This window comes from Leeia speluncae (assembly GCF_020564625.1).
GTDB classification, from domain to species: Bacteria; Pseudomonadota; Gammaproteobacteria; order Burkholderiales; family Leeiaceae; genus Leeia; species Leeia speluncae.
On sequence record NZ_JAJBZT010000002.1, the window covers coordinates 371,881 to 388,374 of the forward strand.

The 16,494-nt window shown below is 47.6% G+C and carries 16 protein-coding genes; 12 read left to right on the plus strand and 4 right to left on the minus strand.

Annotated elements, in window-relative coordinates:
- Positions 1 to 6: 6 nt before the first annotated feature.
- A complete protein-coding gene (locus LIN78_RS04745; protein ID WP_227179009.1) occupies positions 7 to 288 on the minus strand; it encodes an accessory factor UbiK family protein in 282 nt (93 codons plus the stop codon).
- Between the two features lie 409 nt (positions 289 to 697).
- On the opposite strand from LIN78_RS04745, the gene glnK reads away from it, so the two are divergent.
- The 9 genes from glnK (at position 698) to LIN78_RS04790 (ending at position 10,046) form a co-directional block, all read left to right on the plus strand.
- On the plus strand, positions 698 to 1,036 hold the full coding sequence (glnK, locus tag LIN78_RS04750) for a P-II family nitrogen regulator (protein WP_227179011.1): 339 nt from the start codon (positions 698 to 700) through the stop codon (positions 1,034 to 1,036).
- Between the two features lie 22 nt (positions 1,037 to 1,058).
- Positions 1,059 to 2,468, plus strand: coding sequence for an ammonium transporter (locus tag LIN78_RS04755; RefSeq protein ID WP_284700243.1), 1,410 nt, complete (start codon positions 1,059 to 1,061; stop codon positions 2,466 to 2,468).
- A 91-nt stretch (positions 2,469 to 2,559) separates the two neighbouring features.
- Positions 2,560 to 2,841: a hypothetical protein gene (locus LIN78_RS04760; RefSeq protein WP_227179013.1), complete on the plus strand. Its 282-nt coding sequence runs from the start codon at positions 2,560 to 2,562 to the stop codon at positions 2,839 to 2,841.
- Between the two features lie 301 nt (positions 2,842 to 3,142).
- Positions 3,143 to 5,137 carry a transketolase gene (gene tkt / locus LIN78_RS04765; RefSeq protein ID WP_227179016.1) on the plus strand — a complete coding sequence of 665 codons (1,995 nt, stop codon included), beginning with the start codon at positions 3,143 to 3,145 and terminating at the stop codon, positions 5,135 to 5,137.
- A gap of 178 nt (positions 5,138 to 5,315) precedes the next feature.
- Positions 5,316 to 6,329, plus strand: a complete 1,014-nt coding sequence (gap, locus tag LIN78_RS04770) for a type I glyceraldehyde-3-phosphate dehydrogenase (RefSeq protein WP_227179018.1) — start codon at positions 5,316 to 5,318, stop codon at positions 6,327 to 6,329.
- A 157-nt stretch (positions 6,330 to 6,486) separates the two neighbouring features.
- Positions 6,487 to 7,662 carry a phosphoglycerate kinase gene (locus LIN78_RS04775; RefSeq protein WP_227179020.1) on the plus strand — a complete coding sequence of 392 codons (1,176 nt, stop codon included), beginning with the start codon at positions 6,487 to 6,489 and terminating at the stop codon, positions 7,660 to 7,662.
- Positions 7,663 to 7,738: 76 nt separating this feature from the next.
- Entirely contained in the window at positions 7,739 to 8,332 is a 594-nt protein-coding gene (locus LIN78_RS04780; RefSeq protein ID WP_227179023.1) for a cold shock and DUF1294 domain-containing protein, read from the plus strand.
- 82 nt (positions 8,333 to 8,414) lie between these two features.
- The gene (locus LIN78_RS04785; RefSeq protein ID WP_227179025.1) at positions 8,415 to 8,756 is read left to right on the plus strand and encodes a hypothetical protein; all 342 of its coding nucleotides are present in this window, start codon (positions 8,415 to 8,417) and stop codon (positions 8,754 to 8,756) included.
- Between the two features lie 96 nt (positions 8,757 to 8,852).
- Positions 8,853 to 10,046: an MFS transporter gene (locus LIN78_RS04790; protein WP_227179027.1), complete on the plus strand. Its 1,194-nt coding sequence runs from the start codon at positions 8,853 to 8,855 to the stop codon at positions 10,044 to 10,046.
- Positions 10,047 to 10,073: 27 nt separating this feature from the next.
- Here the strand turns inward: LIN78_RS04790 and LIN78_RS04795 are convergent, their stop codons facing one another.
- Complete coding sequence (locus tag LIN78_RS04795) at positions 10,074 to 11,093, minus strand: substrate-binding domain-containing protein (RefSeq protein WP_227179029.1); 1,020 nt, start codon at positions 11,091 to 11,093, stop codon at positions 10,074 to 10,076.
- A 263-nt stretch (positions 11,094 to 11,356) separates the two neighbouring features.
- Between LIN78_RS04795 and LIN78_RS04800 the strand changes: the two genes are divergently transcribed.
- Positions 11,357 to 11,695, plus strand: a complete 339-nt coding sequence (locus tag LIN78_RS04800) for a zinc ribbon domain-containing protein YjdM (protein WP_227179031.1) — start codon at positions 11,357 to 11,359, stop codon at positions 11,693 to 11,695.
- 98 nt (positions 11,696 to 11,793) lie between these two features.
- On the opposite strand, the gene ahpF is transcribed toward LIN78_RS04800, so the two are convergent.
- Entirely contained in the window at positions 11,794 to 13,353 is a 1,560-nt protein-coding gene (gene ahpF, locus LIN78_RS04805) for an alkyl hydroperoxide reductase subunit F (RefSeq protein ID WP_227179033.1), read from the minus strand.
- A 110-nt stretch (positions 13,354 to 13,463) separates the two neighbouring features.
- Positions 13,464 to 14,027: an alkyl hydroperoxide reductase subunit C gene (gene ahpC / locus LIN78_RS04810; RefSeq protein WP_227179035.1), complete on the minus strand. Its 564-nt coding sequence runs from the start codon at positions 14,025 to 14,027 to the stop codon at positions 13,464 to 13,466.
- Positions 14,028 to 14,389: 362 nt separating this feature from the next.
- Between ahpC and fba the strand changes: the two genes are divergently transcribed.
- Both fba and LIN78_RS04820 read left to right on the plus strand, forming a co-directional pair.
- Positions 14,390 to 15,454, plus strand: coding sequence for a class II fructose-bisphosphate aldolase (fba, locus tag LIN78_RS04815; RefSeq protein WP_227179037.1), 1,065 nt, complete (start codon positions 14,390 to 14,392; stop codon positions 15,452 to 15,454).
- Positions 15,455 to 15,593: 139 nt separating this feature from the next.
- Entirely contained in the window at positions 15,594 to 16,400 is an 807-nt protein-coding gene (locus LIN78_RS04820) for an AraC family transcriptional regulator (protein WP_227179039.1), read from the plus strand.
- Positions 16,401 to 16,494 lie beyond the last annotated feature (94 nt).

The window sequence follows — 16,494 nt, forward strand, 5'->3', positions numbered from 1 at the left end:
CTGAACTTAGGCCGCGCCGTTTTCTTCATTGCTTGGTGCCACTTCAACTTGCGCTGTAGCTGGCGCTTCTAGCGCAGCGAGTCTTGCTTCTAGTGCGGCTAGTTGCTCACGGGTTCTTGCCAATACTTGGGCTTGCACATCAAATTCTTCTCTGGTGACTAAATCTAACTTTGAGAAAGTGCCCGCTAACATCGCTTTTGCATTTTTCTCTAGATCCTTTGCAGGGCTGTTGGCCAGCAATTCAGAAAATTTAGCGCCAATTTCATCTTTAATTTTATCGCCTAGCATTTTTCCACTCCTGTTTAAGGATCAATCTGATCATTTGAATGCACATATTGTACGTGATCTACATAAAAAACGGCGTAAATCCCTCATGAAAACAGGGTTTTACCTTCATTTGTTTAGTCATCTGTTTAAACAAAAAATTCCCGCCCTATTTTTGTGCATGGTTTTTTTGGTGCACGCCAAATGGATGCACCATTTTTGTGCAATCTTCATCTATAACGGAATAACACAGGTAAAAATACCTAGAAATGGGTCGTTTTAGAGCTGGCACGCTTTCTGCTAGTAAATGTACGTCCGGTAGAAAAGCCCCCCCGCTGACTACCAATAAAGACCCGCAGGAAGAGAGACGAGGGAACGCTTACCACTTGGGTAAAAGTTCAATCAATAAATTACCACTTGATAAGGAAACGCCATGAAGTTTGTAACAGCGATTATCAAGCCATTCAAGCTAGACGAAGTGCGTGAAGCATTGTCTGCGATTGGTGTGCAGGGCCTGACCGTTACTGAAGTAAAAGGTTTTGGTCGTCAGAAGGGTCATACCGAACTGTACCGTGGTGCAGAGTATGTAGTGGATTTTTTACCGAAGGTAAAAGTTGAACTAGCGGTTGACGATAGCCAACTAGACCAAGTGGTAGAAGCGATTGAAACCGCTGCTAGAACAGGAAAAATCGGCGACGGTAAGATTTTCGTATTCGATTTACAGCAAATCGTTCGTATCCGTACCGGTGAAACCGGTTCAGATGCCATCTAACAGAATGCAGGGGAGATTAAGAATGCATAAGCTGTTAAGCAAACTCATGTTGTGCGGTGCGTTAATGTTTACCGCGCCCGTTTTCGCAGAAGACACCGCTTCTGCAGCAGAAGCGCCAGCCTCTGCAGTAGCAACCACAGAAGCGACAGCATCTGTTGCCGCACCAGAAGCAACGGCATCTGCCGCAGCGCCAGAAGCAGCCGCTTCTGAAGCCGCAGCACCAGCAGCACCAAAGTTAGATGCAGGTAACACCGCTTGGATGTTAGTTGCGACTGCACTTGTTTTATTCATGACGATCCCTGGCCTAGCATTGTTCTACGGCGGTATGGTTCGTAAGAAAAACGTTTTAGCAACCTTAATGCAAAGCTTCGCCATCTGCTGCGCAGTGACGGTTGTGTGGATTGTGATTGGCTACTCGCTAGCTTTCGCTCCAGGCAATGGCTTTGTGGGTGGACTAAGCAAAGTGATGCTATCTGGCGTGAAAGTAGACACCTTGTGGGGCACTATCCCAGAGATGCTGTTCATGGTTTTCCAGATGACTTTCGCGATCATCACTCCAGCATTGATTACTGGCGCGTTTGCTGAACGTATGAAGTTCTCTGCAATGCTACTGTTCTCTGTACTTTGGTCAATTGTTGTTTACTCACCAATTTGTCACTGGGTATGGGAATCAGGCGGCTGGTTGTTCGCTAAAGGCGCACTAGACTTCGCTGGTGGTACCGTTGTTCACATCAACGCAGGTGTTGCAGGCTTAGTAGCTGCACTAGTACTTGGCAAACGTGTTGGCTTCGGTAAAGAAGCAATGCCTCCACACAACCTAGTATTGACCCTAATCGGCGCTTCAATGCTATGGGTAGGTTGGTTCGGTTTCAACGCAGGTAGCGAACTAGCGGCTGACGGCCGTGCCGCAATGGCAATGGTTGCTACACAAGTGGCAGCTGCAGGTGCCGCACTAGCTTGGATCTTTGCTGAATGGCTAGCTAAAGGTAAGCCTTCTGTACTAGGTATCGCTTCTGGTGCAGTAGCCGGTCTAGTTGCAATTACTCCAGCGTCTGGTTTCGTTGGCCCAGGTGCAGCATTGGCGCTAGGTCTGATTGCTGGTGTGGTTTGCTACTGGGGCGCAACTAGCTTGAAACACATGATTGGTTACGATGATTCTCTAGATGCATTCGGCGTTCACGGCGTTGGCGGTATCTTAGGTGCGATCCTAACAGGTGTGTTTGCATCAAGCGAAATCACCGGTACAAAACTACCATCAGTAGGCGAACAAGTGTGGATTCAGCTTGAAGCGACTGTAGCAACAGCTGCATACACCTTAGTTGTTACCTTCATCTTGTTGAAGTTGATCGATCTAGTTATCGGTCTACGCGTAGAACCAGATGAAGAGCGTGAAGGCCTAGACATTGTTCTACATGGCGAACACGTAGAGTAATTCTTAAGATCGAGGGGGACAGCAGCATCGTCCCCCGACTTCTTTTACCCACTTGAACGAGCCAAGTTGTTAAAAGGAAGGAAGTAGTGCCATGTCTGAGAATGAAGCATTTGGAATGTACAGCAAGTTATACGTGTTAATGAGAAGAGTCTTAACCCGTAGCATCGATGTTCAGTATCTAAGCCAAGATAAAAATTATTTAGCGTATGTTTTAAAAGAAGCACTTAGCGCAGAAGACGAAGACCTACAAAAACTAGCTGCGGAGATTGAAGCGATCTGTTTCCCTAAAACAGAAAACAACGTAACCGCCATTAACGAGGCGAGAGAAAAAAGAAGTGCCCCAGAAGCCAGATATACAGGCTCTTTACGTTAATTTTCAGCATCACCGGTGTTCTCCACGTCGCGCTCGCGGCGTTTTAGACCGACCCTGTACTCCAGGGTCGGTTTTTTTCTATCTAATACAGTAGTCTGCCTACACGCTCAGTAGGAATACGACATTCGTACCAGAAAAGTAGTAACAATTCACAACGCAGTACCGAAAAAACATAGAAAATTCAATCGGTTCACCTATCGTGCGGCTTGCCGTAATCCCCCTCCATACGCGATAATTGGGAAATTTTTTTTGTGCCCCCCACCCTGCGGCATGGCTGATGCCGTTATAAGGAATGTGTTTCATGGTAAATCGTAGCTCCCTCGCCAATGCAATTCGTGCCCTTTCTATGGATGCTGTCCAGCAAGCTAACTCCGGTCACCCAGGTGCCCCAATGGGGATGGCTGATATCGCTGTTGCTCTATGGCACGATAATTTACGTCACAACCCAGCCAATCCAGAATGGCCAAATCGTGACCGTTTTGTATTGAGTAATGGTCACGGCTCTATGCTGATCTACTCATTACTGCATTTGTCTGGTTATGATGTATCGATTGACGATCTGAAAAACTTCCGCCAACTTCATAGCAAAACCCCAGGTCACCCAGAGTATGGTTACACCGCAGGTGTAGAAACCACGACTGGCCCACTAGGCCAAGGGATTGCGAACGCCGTGGGTATGGCATTAGCGGAAAAACTACTAGCCGCTGAATTTAACCGTGATGGTTTCCCTGTTGTTGATCACCACACCTATGTATTTTTAGGTGATGGTTGTTTGATGGAGGGTATCTCTCACGAAGTGTGTTCATTAGCTGGCACGCTAAACCTAAATAAACTAGTCGTGTTCTATGACGATAACGGCATCTCTATTGATGGCCATGTAGAAGGCTGGTTTACAGACGACACACCAAAACGTTTCGAGTCTTATGGCTGGAACGTCATCCCAGCAGTTGATGGTCATAATGCAGACGCTGTATTGGCAGCGATTGCTTCTGCAAAAGCTAGCGACAAACCAACCATCATTTGTTGCAAAACGGTGATTGGTAAAGGTTCTCCAAACAAACAAGGTACGCACGACAGCCACGGTGCACCATTGGGTAAAGACGAAATCACTGCAACCCGCGCAGCGATTGGTTGGGAACATGCCCCATTTGAAATCCCTGCAGATATCTACGCAGAGTGGAGCGCCAAAGAAAAAGGTGCTGCACAAGAAGGTGAATGGAACAACTTGTTCGCCGCTTACGCTGCAGCTCACCCAGAATTAGCAGCAGAATTCAAACGCCGTGTTGCAGGTGAATTGCCTGCTGACTTCTCTGCTTATGCAGCAGAACAGCTAAAACTAATCGACGAAAAAGCAGAAACCATCGCGACTCGTAAAGCTAGCCAAAATGCCATTCAGGCACTGACTGCGAAATTACCAGAACTACTCGGTGGCTCTGCTGACTTGGCAGGCTCCAACCTTACTAACTGGAAAGGTTGCCAGAGCGTGAAGGTAGACCAATCTGGTAACTACCTACACTACGGTGTACGCGAATTCGGTATGGCAGCCATGATGAACGGTATCACCTTGTACGGTGGCTATCGTCCATTCGGCGGTACTTTCTTGATGTTCTCTGAGTATGCACGTAACGCATTGCGTATGGCATCTTTAATGAAGATCAATCCAATCTTTGTATTTACCCATGATTCGATTGGTCTGGGTGAAGATGGCCCAACTCACCAGCCAGTTGAGCAAACCGCTACCCTACGTCTAATCCCTAACCATGACGTATGGCGTCCTGCTGATACCGCAGAATCATTCGTGGCTTGGCAAGTGGCTGTCGAACATACCAACACCCCTACTAGCTTGGTATTTAGCCGTCAAAACTTGGCTTACCTGAAAAAGGACGCAGAGCAACTAGCTAACATCCGTAAAGGTGGCTATGTGATTAGCAAAGAAGCAGGCGAATTGAAAGCCGTGCTAATTGCGACCGGCTCTGAAGTAGAGCTAGCGATGAAAGCACAAGCAGCACTGGCGGCTGAAGGCGTTCATGTTCGCGTGGTATCTATGCCATCAACTTACATGTTTGATCGCCAAGACGCTGACTACAAAAACAGCGTTCTACCAAAAGGCACACCGCGCGTGGCAGTAGAAGCAGGTATTGCAGACTACTGGTACAAGTATGTTGGTCTAGAAGGCGCAGTGGTAGGCATGACTACATTTGGTGAATCTGCACCAGCAGGTGAACTATTCAAGCAATTTGGCTTTACCGTAGAAAATGTTGTGAACACCGTCAAAGGTGTACTTACTGCAGCCTGAACACCTGCAATAAGCAAAGCGATTGGGACTTGAACAACCCCAATCGTGGCAGTACCTACAATGCGGCATCTCCCCCAATAGATGCCGCATTGATTAAGCCAGTTGTTAGCTACACCGATGTGTAAAAAAGATTGGCTTGCCCCTACTCGTGAACATTTGTAACAAGGAGTCGTCCCCCATGATTCGCATCGCCATCAACGGCTATGGCCGCATTGGCCGCAATGTCTTGCGCGCCCTATACGAAACCAACCGCCGCAGCGAATTCAAGCTAGTTGCTATTAACGCCTCTGGCGATTTGGCTACTAACGCCCACCTGACCAAATTCGATACCGTACACGGTCGTTTCCCGTTTGATGTAAAAGCCGATGCCGATGGCAACTGGATGCGCATTAACGACGAAAACATTCGTTTCTTCAGCACCCGCAACCCAGCAGAATTGCCATGGGGCGAACTAGGTGTAGACGTTGTGTTGGAATGTACCGGCGCGTTTACCAGCAAAGCCAAAGCGAAAGCACACTTGGAAGCTGGCGCGAAAAAAGTGTTGATCTCTGCCCCTGGCGATAAAGACGTCGATGCGACCATCGTGATGGGTGTAAACGACCATATCCTTCGCCCAGAGCATACCGTGGTATCGAATGCTTCTTGTACCACTAACTGCTTAGCACCCGTGGCAAAAATCCTTCACGAAGGGATTGGTATTCAAAAAGGTGTGATGACGACGATTCATGCTTACACCAATGACCAAGTGCTAACTGACGTACGTCACAAAGACTTGCGCCGTGCCCGTTCTGCTACCATGAGCATGATCCCAACTAAAACCGGCGCAGCTGCTGCAGTTGGTTTGGTATTGCCAGAACTAAATGGTCGCCTAGATGGTTTTGCAGTACGCGTGCCAACCATTAACGTGTCAATGGTTGACCTGTCTGTGATTCTGTCACGTGATACCACCAAAGAAGAAGTGAACCAGTTGATGGCAGATGCCGCTAACGGTCCACTAAAAGGGATTTTGGATTACACCGATCTACCACTAGTGTCGATCGACTTTAACCACACCCCAGCTTCTTCTACCTTTGATGGCACCCTGACCAAGGTAGTCGATGGCAACTTATTAAAAGTTTCTGCTTGGTATGACAACGAATGGGGCTATTCTTGCCGCATGCTAGATGCCGCCAAAGCATTAGCTTCTGTATAATATCTAGTAAGTCACGTGGCAGTGGAATCACTGCCACGATCGCTATCCCCCCTGTTTACAGCATCGCACGTCAGCCCTTTTGCTGGCGCTGATGGCTCAATGCTATGAATGCCTCTCTCCACTGCAGCAGCGGCATGTCCATTCACAGGAGTTTTACATGCAATTCAAGAAACTGACCGAGCAATCGCTGAACGGCAAACGCGTGCTGATTCGCGTTGATATGAACGTGCCTGTTAAAGAAGGCGTGATTGGTGATGACACCCGTATCCGTGCTTCTTTACCTTCTATCGAGCACGCATTGTCTCAAGGTGCTTCTGTTATTTTGATGACTCACCTTGGCCGTCCAACGGAAGGCGAAATCAAAGCCGAAGATACCTTAGCCCCTGTGGTTGCCCGTTTGGCAGAACTACTAGGCAAGCCAGTTCGCCTTGTCGCGGATTGGCAAGCAAATGGTTTGACTTTGGCTGCAGGCGAAGTCGCCATGCTAGAGAATGTTCGCTGCAATAAAGGCGAGAAAAAGAATACCGATGAACTTGGCCAAGCGTATGCTGCGCTATGTGATGTGTTTGTAAATGATGCATTTGGTACCGCTCACCGTGCAGAAGCATCGACCCATGCGGTGGCTAAATTTGCACCGATCGCATGTGCTGGCGTATTGATGGCTGGCGAACTAGATGCGCTTGGTAAAGCATTGGCACAACCAGCCCGCCCATTGGTGGCGATTGTTGCTGGTTCTAAAGTCTCTACCAAACTGACTATTCTTGAGTCGCTAGCCGATAAAGTAGACCAACTGATCGTTGGCGGCGGTATTGCCAATACCTTCTTGTTAGCAGAAGGCCAAGCGATTGGTAAATCGCTAGCGGAAGCAGATTTAGTTGGCGACGCGAAGAAAGTGATTGAAAAGCTACGCGCGCGTGGTGGTAATGTACCTCTGCCAAAAGACGTTGTTGTCGCCAGTGAATTTAGCCCAACCGCTACTGCAACCACCAAGTCTTTGTCTGAAGTCACCGCTGACGACATGATTTTGGACATTGGCCCACAATCAGCAAACGAACTAGCTGAAATCGTAGCGAAAGCAGGCACCGTGGTATGGAATGGCCCAGTCGGTGTGTTTGAATTCGACCAATTTGGTAACGGCACACATACGTTGGCAAAAGCAATTGCCGCTAGCAATGCATTCTCGATTGCCGGTGGTGGTGATACCTTAGCTGCCGTTTCTAAATATGGCATTACTGACGATGTTTCTTACATCTCTACTGGCGGTGGCGCTTTCCTTGAATTCTTGGAAGGTAAAGTACTACCAGCAGTTGAAATTTTAAGCCAGCGCGCTTAATCTCTCGCTTCTGATACAAATGCCGTGCATTTTGTGATGCACGGCATTTTTTTATGATTTACCCGAAGGAAACACCATGGCACCCCGCCGCCTAGAAGGACACATTACCAAATGGAACGATGACAGAGGCTTTGGCTTTGTCTTGCCAGAGGGTAACAAGCAAACAATATTTATTCATGCAAAGGCGTTTACTGGAAATGTAAAACGGCCATCTGTGGGGGATCGGGTTTCTTTTCAAATTGGAAGAGATCGTCAAAAACGTCCGATTGCCATTCATGCGAGTAACTTAACACAAGAAGCAGCACAAACGAGTACAGCGGCTAACCCTACTAGATTAGGGCTTATTTTGGCTGCGGTCTTCATGATTGCAGTGATTGCCCTTGTTTGGTTTAGCGTGTTGCCCGTCTCCATTTTGGTCATGACACTAATCTTAAGTAGCTTTACCTTTATCCGTTACGCGATGGATAAATACGCCGCCACCCATCAATTAAAACGCACGCCAGAAATCGGCCTGCATTTGCTAGCCCTCTTTTGTGGTTGGCCCGGTGCCGCACTGGCGCAACATTTCTTGCGCCATAAGTCAGAGAAAAATGCTTTCCGCCGTACCTTCTGGATTACCGTGGCATTGAACGTGTTTTTCATTAGTGGCATCCCTCTTTTGGCTAAGTAGCATTCGCTAGAAGCCACACAAAAAGAAGGAAGGTTTTGACAAGTGCATTATGCCAATGAAATAATATGTATTTTTCATAATTATGCGCTTATCTACCTTTCTTCTTCTTTCGCTTCCAGTCGCCTTTTTAACGGCGTGCGCCTCTGTTGCCGTGTCTGATGACGCCATCAAAGAAAACACAGCAATGACATTGGGTGTTTCTAAAGATTCGCTGACCATCTTAAACCGCCAAGATAGCGGAATTAAAACCACCTATCAGGCGAAAACCAAAAGCGGCAAAATTTATAGCTGCTACGTGACTGGCTCTGTTGGCATTGTTGGCCGAGTGGTATCTGATGCCATGTGTAATACCGGCAGCAAGCTAACGGAAAAAGCCACCACTGGTTCTTGCAACGAACTCTTAAAAGCAGCGAAAAAGTGCTAAGGTATTTGCGCTAACGCAATTAGCCGCCATTCCCCTACCCAAGCTACGCAGCTTACCGCTAAGATAAGTTGATAGTCCCTTTATAGGAATATCAACTTGTCTCACGCCAAACCTCTACTTCCTACCAGCATTTGGATGCTCGGTTTTGTTAGTATGCTGATGGATATTTCCTCCGAAATGATTCACAGCCTGCTACCCATGTTTATGGTGGGCACGTTAGGGGCAAGTGTCTGGATGGTTGGTTTAGTAGAAGGGCTAGGAGAATCGACAGCGCTACTCGTCAAGATATTCTCTGGTTCGCTGAGTGATTACTTAGGAAAACGTAAAGGTATTGTGCTGGCAGGCTATGCCCTGGGCGCTTTTACCAAACCCTTATTTGCGATTGCAGGTGGTATTGGTACGATCCTCACCGCACGCTTAATCGACCGTGTTGGCAAGGGTGTGCGCAGCGCACCAAGAGACGCGCTCATTTCTGATATTGTCCCCGCAGCGCATCGTGGCGCAGCCTTTGGATTACGGCAATCACTAGATACTATTGGCGCAGTGATTGGACCTTTATTAGCCGTTGGGCTAATGATTGCTTGGCAAAATGATTACCGCACCATTTTTTGGGTAGCGGCGATTCCAGGTCTACTTGCCGTGCTGCTACTGCACTATGGCGTTACCGAACCCGATAATCTCACCACGGCCACCCCTTCTCCATTAAGTCTTTCGTCACTAAAAAAGCTTGGTGCGCCATTTTGGTGGGTGGTTGCAATAGGTGGTGTATTTACACTGGCCAGATTTAGCGAAGCCTTCTTAGTGCTAGTCGCGCAGAAAAGCGGGATTCGCGAAGCCTATGTCCCCTTGGTGATGGTTGGGATGAATGTGATTTATGCCATCACTGCTTACCCGTTTGGGAAACTATCTGATCGACTGCCTGCAGAGGTTTTACTTACCGCTGGGCTAGTGGTGTTAATCATCGCCGATGGCTTATTAGCGAGTGGCGGTACATGGTGGGTGATTGGCCTTGGCGTCATGCTTTGGGGTGTCCATATGGGCATGACCCAAGGTTTATTATCGGCTCTCGTTGCCGATACCGCACCGAGCGATTTACGTGGTACGGCATTTGGCTTGTTTAATCTAGTTAGCGGGATTTGCTTATTACTAGCGAGTGCCGGAGCAGGTTTACTGTGGGACACCCTAGGCGCTGCATCTACCTTTTATGCAGGTGCAATTTGCTGTGTACTAGCATTATTCACCTTATGGGCTAGGTGGTGGTGGCGAAAAACCAGCCACCCCACCCGCTGATGGATGAATCAACACACGCCATCTGGACTAACGATATTTCCCCGCGTATTTTTCGACATTTGAAGCATTTTCTTTGGTCACGAATCCGGGGCCAGATTGGATATTTCTGGCTTTGTAGACCGGGCTAAGTCCATACTCTTTTAGCCGCTCTAGTAGCTTTGGATTATTTTTTACTTTCTTGTTAATTTTATCGATATCCGCCAGCACATTATTATCAGGGTGCGGCATGGTTAACCAATAGTTTAAAACCATCGCAGAAATATACCCTTGTAGGTACGGTTGCTGATCAATTGCAAAACGGATGTCTCCCGTTTTAATCGCTTGCACAATCCGATCACTCAAATCAAAGGTATAAACTTTTAACTGGCGATTAGGTAGTTTCTTCATTACATCTAGCAAGGGGTGTGCCGACATCGGCCCTAGCGCCATGACAGAATCAATCTCTGGATGCGCAGATAGATAGTTAAAGATTTTCGTCCGGCTATCGTTCTCATTGCCATCAATCACCAACATCGCATTTTCGGCGCCATTGCCCGTTCCTTCGGCAAATCCCCGACAACGGTCATTCGATACACTGTTGTTGGCAAAATTATTTAAGCAGACCACACGTTTCGCCCCCTCCTTTCGGGCCCGCTCTCCAGCCTCATACGCAGCTTGGTACTCCGGTTGCCCAATATGCATGAGCGCCCCTAGTACATTACTTTGAGAGTTGAGTCCCGAGTTAAACGTAACGACAGGGATATGGTCTTTGCCCAATGCCTGAATCGCTGGCGCTAAGGTATTGAAGTCGGCAATGGTCGTCATCACGCCATCTACGTGCTCTTGTCTCGCCTTTTCTAGTAAGGCGGCCATTTTCTTAAGGTCCCCATCTGGTGGGTTCCAGTATTCGATTTGAATCCCTAAATCTTGGCTTGCATCTTGGATAGACTGCTTAATCACACTCCACCATTTGTCTGAGTTGGGCGCATGGCTAATCATGACCAACCTTGTTGCACTGGCCCACGGTGCAATTAACAAACATAAGATAAGACAACATAGCTTTTTCATTGAAGTGTTCTCCGTACCGCTTTGTCTGGGTATATTTTTTTATGGAAACGGAAAGCGCGTGACGAGACATCCTCGGAATGAGGAGAGGCGCAGAAAGAATCAGGTGGGGAAAACCGATCCTACAGAAGGAAATGCTCGCACACAAGAAAAAATGATCTTTTCATATTGCTTAGTCAGCTAACGGCTTTGCTTTCTCGCAAAGACGAAAATGATCAAATCGCTTATAATCGCCTTTTAATACCCCTAAAGTTTATAAGGTAATTATGAGCACCCTACCTCCTTGCCCACAATGTGATTCTGAATACACTTATGAAGACGGCGACATGCTGGTGTGCCCAGAGTGCGCGCACGAGTGGTCTAAAGATGCCGGTGACGCGACAGAAGCCGCCAAAGTAATTAAAGACGCATTTGGCAATGAATTAAAAGATGGCGATGCGGTGACAGTGATTAAAGATCTGAAAGTAAAAGGGTCTTCTTTGGTGGTTAAACAAGGAACCAAAGTGAAAAGCATTCGTTTAGTAGATGGCGATCACGACATCGACTGTAAGATTGATGGCATCGGTGCCATGCAGTTGAAATCTGAATTTGTGAAGAAAGCTTAATTTATAGCGCTGTTTGCCGTTCACAGACGCATGAAAAATGGGCGACTCCCTGAAAATGAGTCGCCCACTTTTTAGTATTTACTACTAGTAAGATCGACTTATGCAGCAACTGGCGTTTGGCGGATAAGGTGATCAAACGCGCCAAGCGCTGCTTTTGCACCTTCGCCCATGGCCACAATAATCTGCTTATACGGTACATCGGTCACATCACCCGCTGCAAATACACCACTTAGCGAGGTTTGTTGATGCGAACCGGTCACCACTTCTCCTCTACCATTTAGCTCTACACTACCTTTTAGCCAATCGGTATTTGGCAGCAAGCCAATTTGTACAAACACCCCTGCGACATCTAATGTCTGCGACTCACCACTTGTACGGTCGGTATACGTCATGCCTGTCATTTTCTGGCCATCACCCAATACCTCGGTCGTTTGTGCACGGGTGATGATGGTCGCGTTGCTTAAGCTACGTAGTTTGTCTTGCAATACCGCGTCAGCTCTTAAGCTATCACCAAACTCTAGCAAGGTAACGTGCTCTACAATACCAGCTAAGTCAATTGCCGCTTCCACACCAGAGTTACCGCCCCCCACTACTGCTACGCGCTTACCTTTAAATAATGGGCCATCACAATGTGGGCAGTAGGCAACGCCTTTGCCACGGTATGCTTGCTCACCCGGCACATTCAGTTCACGCCAGCGTGCACCCGTCGCCACCACAACCGATTTACTACGCAAGGTGGCACCGCTTTCTAATCTGACTTCAATCAGCCCATCTTTTTCAGACATGCCTGCAGCACGTTGCAAGTTCATAATATCGACATTGTATGAAGTCACATGCTGCTCAAGCGCGGTGGCGAGTTTTGGTCCTTCTGTTTCTTTCACAGAAATGAAGTTCTCAATCCCGACTGTATCGAGCACCTGACCACCAAAACGCTCAGCCACAACACCGGTACGAATCCCTTTCCGTGCGGCATAGATAGCTGCAGATGCGCCAGCTGGCCCGCCACCTACTACTAGTACATCAAATGGTGCTTTTTCATTAATCTTGGCGGACTCTCTTGCCACCAAACCGGTATCGAGTTTGGCCACAATTTCTTCTGCCGACATACGTCCTTGGCCAAAACTTGCACCATTTAAGTAAACGGTCGGCACAGACATAATTTGCTTGGCTTCTACTTCTGCTTGGAACAACGCACCGTCAATCATCGTGTGACGAATACGAGGGTTGAGCGTCGCCATTAAGTTAAGTGCTTGTACAACGTCTGGGCAGTTTTGGCAGCTCAGCGAAACATAAGTTTCGAACGCATAATCACCGTCCAAGCCTTGAATCTGCTCAATGAGGCTTGTGCTGGCCTTCGATGGATGACCACCGCTATGTAATAGCGCCAATACCAAAGAAGTAAACTCATGTCCCATCGGTACACCCGCAAACGTAATTCTGGCGGGGTTACCTTGGCGAGCTACCGAGAAGGATGGCTTGCGGTTATCTGTGCCGTCTAAACGAACGGAAACTTTGTTACTAATACTAGCGATATCATCTAGCAATTGGCGGACTTCTTGCGACTTTGCGCTATCGTCTAGCGAGGCAACCAGTTCCACGTGAAACACTAAGTTCGCCATGTAGGCAGTTAATTGTTGTTTGATGGCGTTATCTAACATGATGTTCTCCTTGGGCGTCTTGAAAAGCTGGCGGTTGCCCACGATTGGTTCAGCTTTTCAAGACACCCGAAAATCGGGTGTCTTGTCTTACAAATTAGCGAGCGGATCGATTAGATCTTGCCGACTAGGTCTAGTGATGGCGCAAGTGTTGCATCGCCTTCTTTCCATTTAGCTGGGCAAACTTCACCTGGGTGAGCCGCTACATACTGTGCTGCTTTCACTTTACGAAGTAGTTCAGATGCATCACGACCAACCCCACCCGCGTTAATTTCAACGATCTGAATACGGCCTTCTGGATCAATCACGAATGTACCGCGATCAGCCAAACCTGCTTCTTCAATCAACACGCCAAAGTTGCGAGAGATCTGTTGGGTTGGGTCACCTAGCATTGGGTATTTGATCTTGCCAATGGTGTCAGATGTGTCGTGCCATGCCTTGTGGGTGAAATGGGTGTCTGTTGAAACAGAGTAAATTTCTACACCTAACTTTTGGAATTCTGGGTAAAGATCCGCCATGTCACCCAATTCGGTTGGGCAAACAAAGGTGAAGTCAGCTGGGTAGAAGAACACCACCGCCCATTTACCTTTTAGGGTTTCATTTGTCACTTCAACAAAGTTACCGTTGTGGAAAGCGGTCGTTTTGAAAGGTTTGATTTCGCTATTGATGATAGACATGATGCGCTCCTTGGTTAAGTTATCCATCTAGCCCTAAGCAGTGATTGCTGTTTGGGCTTACTTCAAATCGTTGTCGATGGCGTAACTATGCACCTCATCAATAGCTTTTTCCAATTGATTGTTACAAATTGATAGATTGATAAAATCTATTGGTAGGATTAGTACCTATCAGCACTATCAATCACATACATGGAACAACAAAACCACAGTCTGTGTGATATCAAACGTAATAAAAACAATACCTTCATGCAGTATCCTCGGAGAAAATGTTACAATTGTTTCAATCGTTACAGCGGTATTTATCCCCTTTCGCTGTAACAGCGACTTACTAATCTAGATTGAACCCTACCTCGGAGTAAGCCATGGCTTTAGTTTCGATGCGCCAATTGCTTGATCATGCAGCTGAATTCAGCTACGGTCTGCCGGCCTTCAACGTCAACAACCTAGAACAGATGCGTGCCATCATGGAAGCGGCGGATAAAACCGACAGCCCAGTGATTGTTCAAGCTTCTGCAGGTGCTCGTAAATATGCAGGTGCCCCCTTCCTGCGCCACCTGATTCTGGCTGCCATCGAAGAATTCCCACATATCCCAGTGGTAATGCACCAAGACCATGGTACTAGCCCAGCAATTTGCCAACGCTCGATTCAATTGGGCTTTTCATCTGTGATGATGGATGGTTCTTTGGCTGAAGACGGCAAAACCCCAACTGACTACGACTACAACGTCAGCGTGACTCGTAACGTGGTTGCACTTGCACACGCTTGTGGCGTCTCGGTAGAAGGTGAAATTGGTTGCTTGGGTTCATTAGAAACCGGACAAGCCGGTGAAGAAGATGGCGTGGGTGCAGAAGGCATTCTAGACCACAGCCAACTACTGACCGACCCAGAAGAAGCAGCACAATTTGTACGTGATACCGGTGTAGATGCATTAGCGATTGCGATTGGTACCAGCCACGGCGCGTACAAGTTCTCTCGCCCACCTACCGGCGACATCTTGGCGATTAACCGCATTAAAGAAATCCACGCACGTATTCCAAACACCCACTTGGTGATGCATGGTAGCTCTAGCGTGCCGCAAGATTGGCTAAAGATCATTAATGAGTTCGGTGGCGAAATCCCTGAAACTTATGGTGTGCCAGTTGAAGAAATCGTTGAAGGTATCAAACACGGTGTCCGTAAAGTAAACATCGATACCGACTTGCGTCTAGCGTCTACCGGCGCAATTCGTCGCTTCTTGGCTGCCCATCCATCAGAATTTGACCCTCGCAAATATCTGAAAGAAACCGTGACTGCAATGCGTGACATTTGTATTGCCCGTTACGAAGCATTTGGTGCAGCAGGCCAAGCCAGCAAGATCAAAGCGATTTCACTAGATGCAATGGCGACCCGCTATAGCAAAGGCGAATTGAGCCAAGTGGTTCGCTAAACACAAGTAGTACCCAGTCGTGAACACGGAAACAGCGATGCCTTTGGTATCGCTGTTTTTGTTTGTGCGACATCACCATTGACGATGAATAGGCGACACGGCATTCTTCCGCTAACCATATTTCCTCTGTTGTTCACCCATGTCCATCCACTCTGCCGCTTGGTATCACAACGAAAGCCTAGAAGTCGCGCGGTTAACTGCTCGGCAAGGGGATGCGTTTCCTAAGCATAGCCATGATGAGTATGTGATTAGCGCAAGTTGCATGGGTTATGAAACGGTTTGGTTAGAAGGAGCGCAATTAGAGGTTTTACCCGGGCAAGTTACCTGTTATAACCCAGACGAAATGGAAGCTTCGCTCTACACCGGCGAAATCGCCCAGTTTGTCTCGGTGTACCTACCAAAAACCTTAGTTGCTGACTTTATCAACCAGGCCGCAATTGGCTCACGACATGGTCTGCCGCTACTAAGGACACCCGTTAGCGATAGTAAGACGCTATTTCAGAGCATATTGATGCTAGAAACCGCATTGCGAGACGCAGATGAAGCCAATACTGCACTCGCCACCCACCGCCTCCTTTCTGAGTTATTTCAACCTGACAATCTAAAAGAAAGCCACGAAACCCCGATACATCATTTAGCAGGGGTCATCGACTGGATGCAACAGCAAAAACACCGCACGCTCACCCTCGATGAAATTGCACTGATCAGCGGTATCGACAAATATCAGCTGACCCGCGCGTTTAACCGCCACACCGGCGTTAGCCCAATCAAATTCCATCAGTTACTTCGCATTAATGCAGCAAAGCAGCAACTTCGCAGAGGAGAATCTATCCTCGATACGGCCCTTTCACTTGGCTTCTTCGACCAAAGCCATCTCACTAATTTATTTAAGAAAGTAACGGGGATTACACCGGCGCAGTATGCAGTGGTCGCACATAGCACATGATCAACTAATCCAGCGGAAGTCGTGTCAGCCATTCACTCTAAAAAAAACCACCCGTCGATATTCATTTAGCATTTATACTTTGCTTTTCCAGTAT

Bases quoted from the DNA above. Each gene is read 5' to 3' on its own strand.
- LIN78_RS04800 (WP_227179031.1), top strand. From the start codon at position 11,357: ATGAGCACCCTACCTCCTTGCCCACAATGTGATTCTGAATACACTTAT.
- LIN78_RS04775 (WP_227179020.1), top strand. From the start codon at position 6,487: ATGCAATTCAAGAAACTGACCGAGCAATCGCTGAACGGCAAACGCGTG.
- LIN78_RS04820 (WP_227179039.1), top strand. From the start codon at position 15,594: ATGTCCATCCACTCTGCCGCTTGGTATCACAACGAAAGCCTAGAAGTC.
- glnK (WP_227179011.1), top strand. From the start codon at position 698: ATGAAGTTTGTAACAGCGATTATCAAGCCATTCAAGCTAGACGAAGTG.
- LIN78_RS04760 (WP_227179013.1), top strand. From the start codon at position 2,560: ATGTCTGAGAATGAAGCATTTGGAATGTACAGCAAGTTATACGTGTTA.
- gap (WP_227179018.1), top strand. From the start codon at position 5,316: ATGATTCGCATCGCCATCAACGGCTATGGCCGCATTGGCCGCAATGTC.
- LIN78_RS04785 (WP_227179025.1), top strand. From the start codon at position 8,415: ATGCGCTTATCTACCTTTCTTCTTCTTTCGCTTCCAGTCGCCTTTTTA.
- ahpF (WP_227179033.1), bottom strand. From the start codon at position 13,353: ATGTTAGATAACGCCATCAAACAACAATTAACTGCCTACATGGCGAAC.
- LIN78_RS04795 (WP_227179029.1), bottom strand. From the start codon at position 11,093: ATGAAAAAGCTATGTTGTCTTATCTTATGTTTGTTAATTGCACCGTGG.
- LIN78_RS04745 (WP_227179009.1), bottom strand. From the start codon at position 288: ATGCTAGGCGATAAAATTAAAGATGAAATTGGCGCTAAATTTTCTGAA.
- fba (WP_227179037.1), top strand. From the start codon at position 14,390: ATGGCTTTAGTTTCGATGCGCCAATTGCTTGATCATGCAGCTGAATTC.
- ahpC (WP_227179035.1), bottom strand. From the start codon at position 14,027: ATGTCTATCATCAATAGCGAAATCAAACCTTTCAAAACGACCGCTTTC.
- LIN78_RS04780 (WP_227179023.1), top strand. From the start codon at position 7,739: ATGGCACCCCGCCGCCTAGAAGGACACATTACCAAATGGAACGATGAC.
- tkt (WP_227179016.1), top strand. From the start codon at position 3,143: ATGGTAAATCGTAGCTCCCTCGCCAATGCAATTCGTGCCCTTTCTATG.
- LIN78_RS04755 (WP_284700243.1), top strand. From the start codon at position 1,059: ATGCATAAGCTGTTAAGCAAACTCATGTTGTGCGGTGCGTTAATGTTT.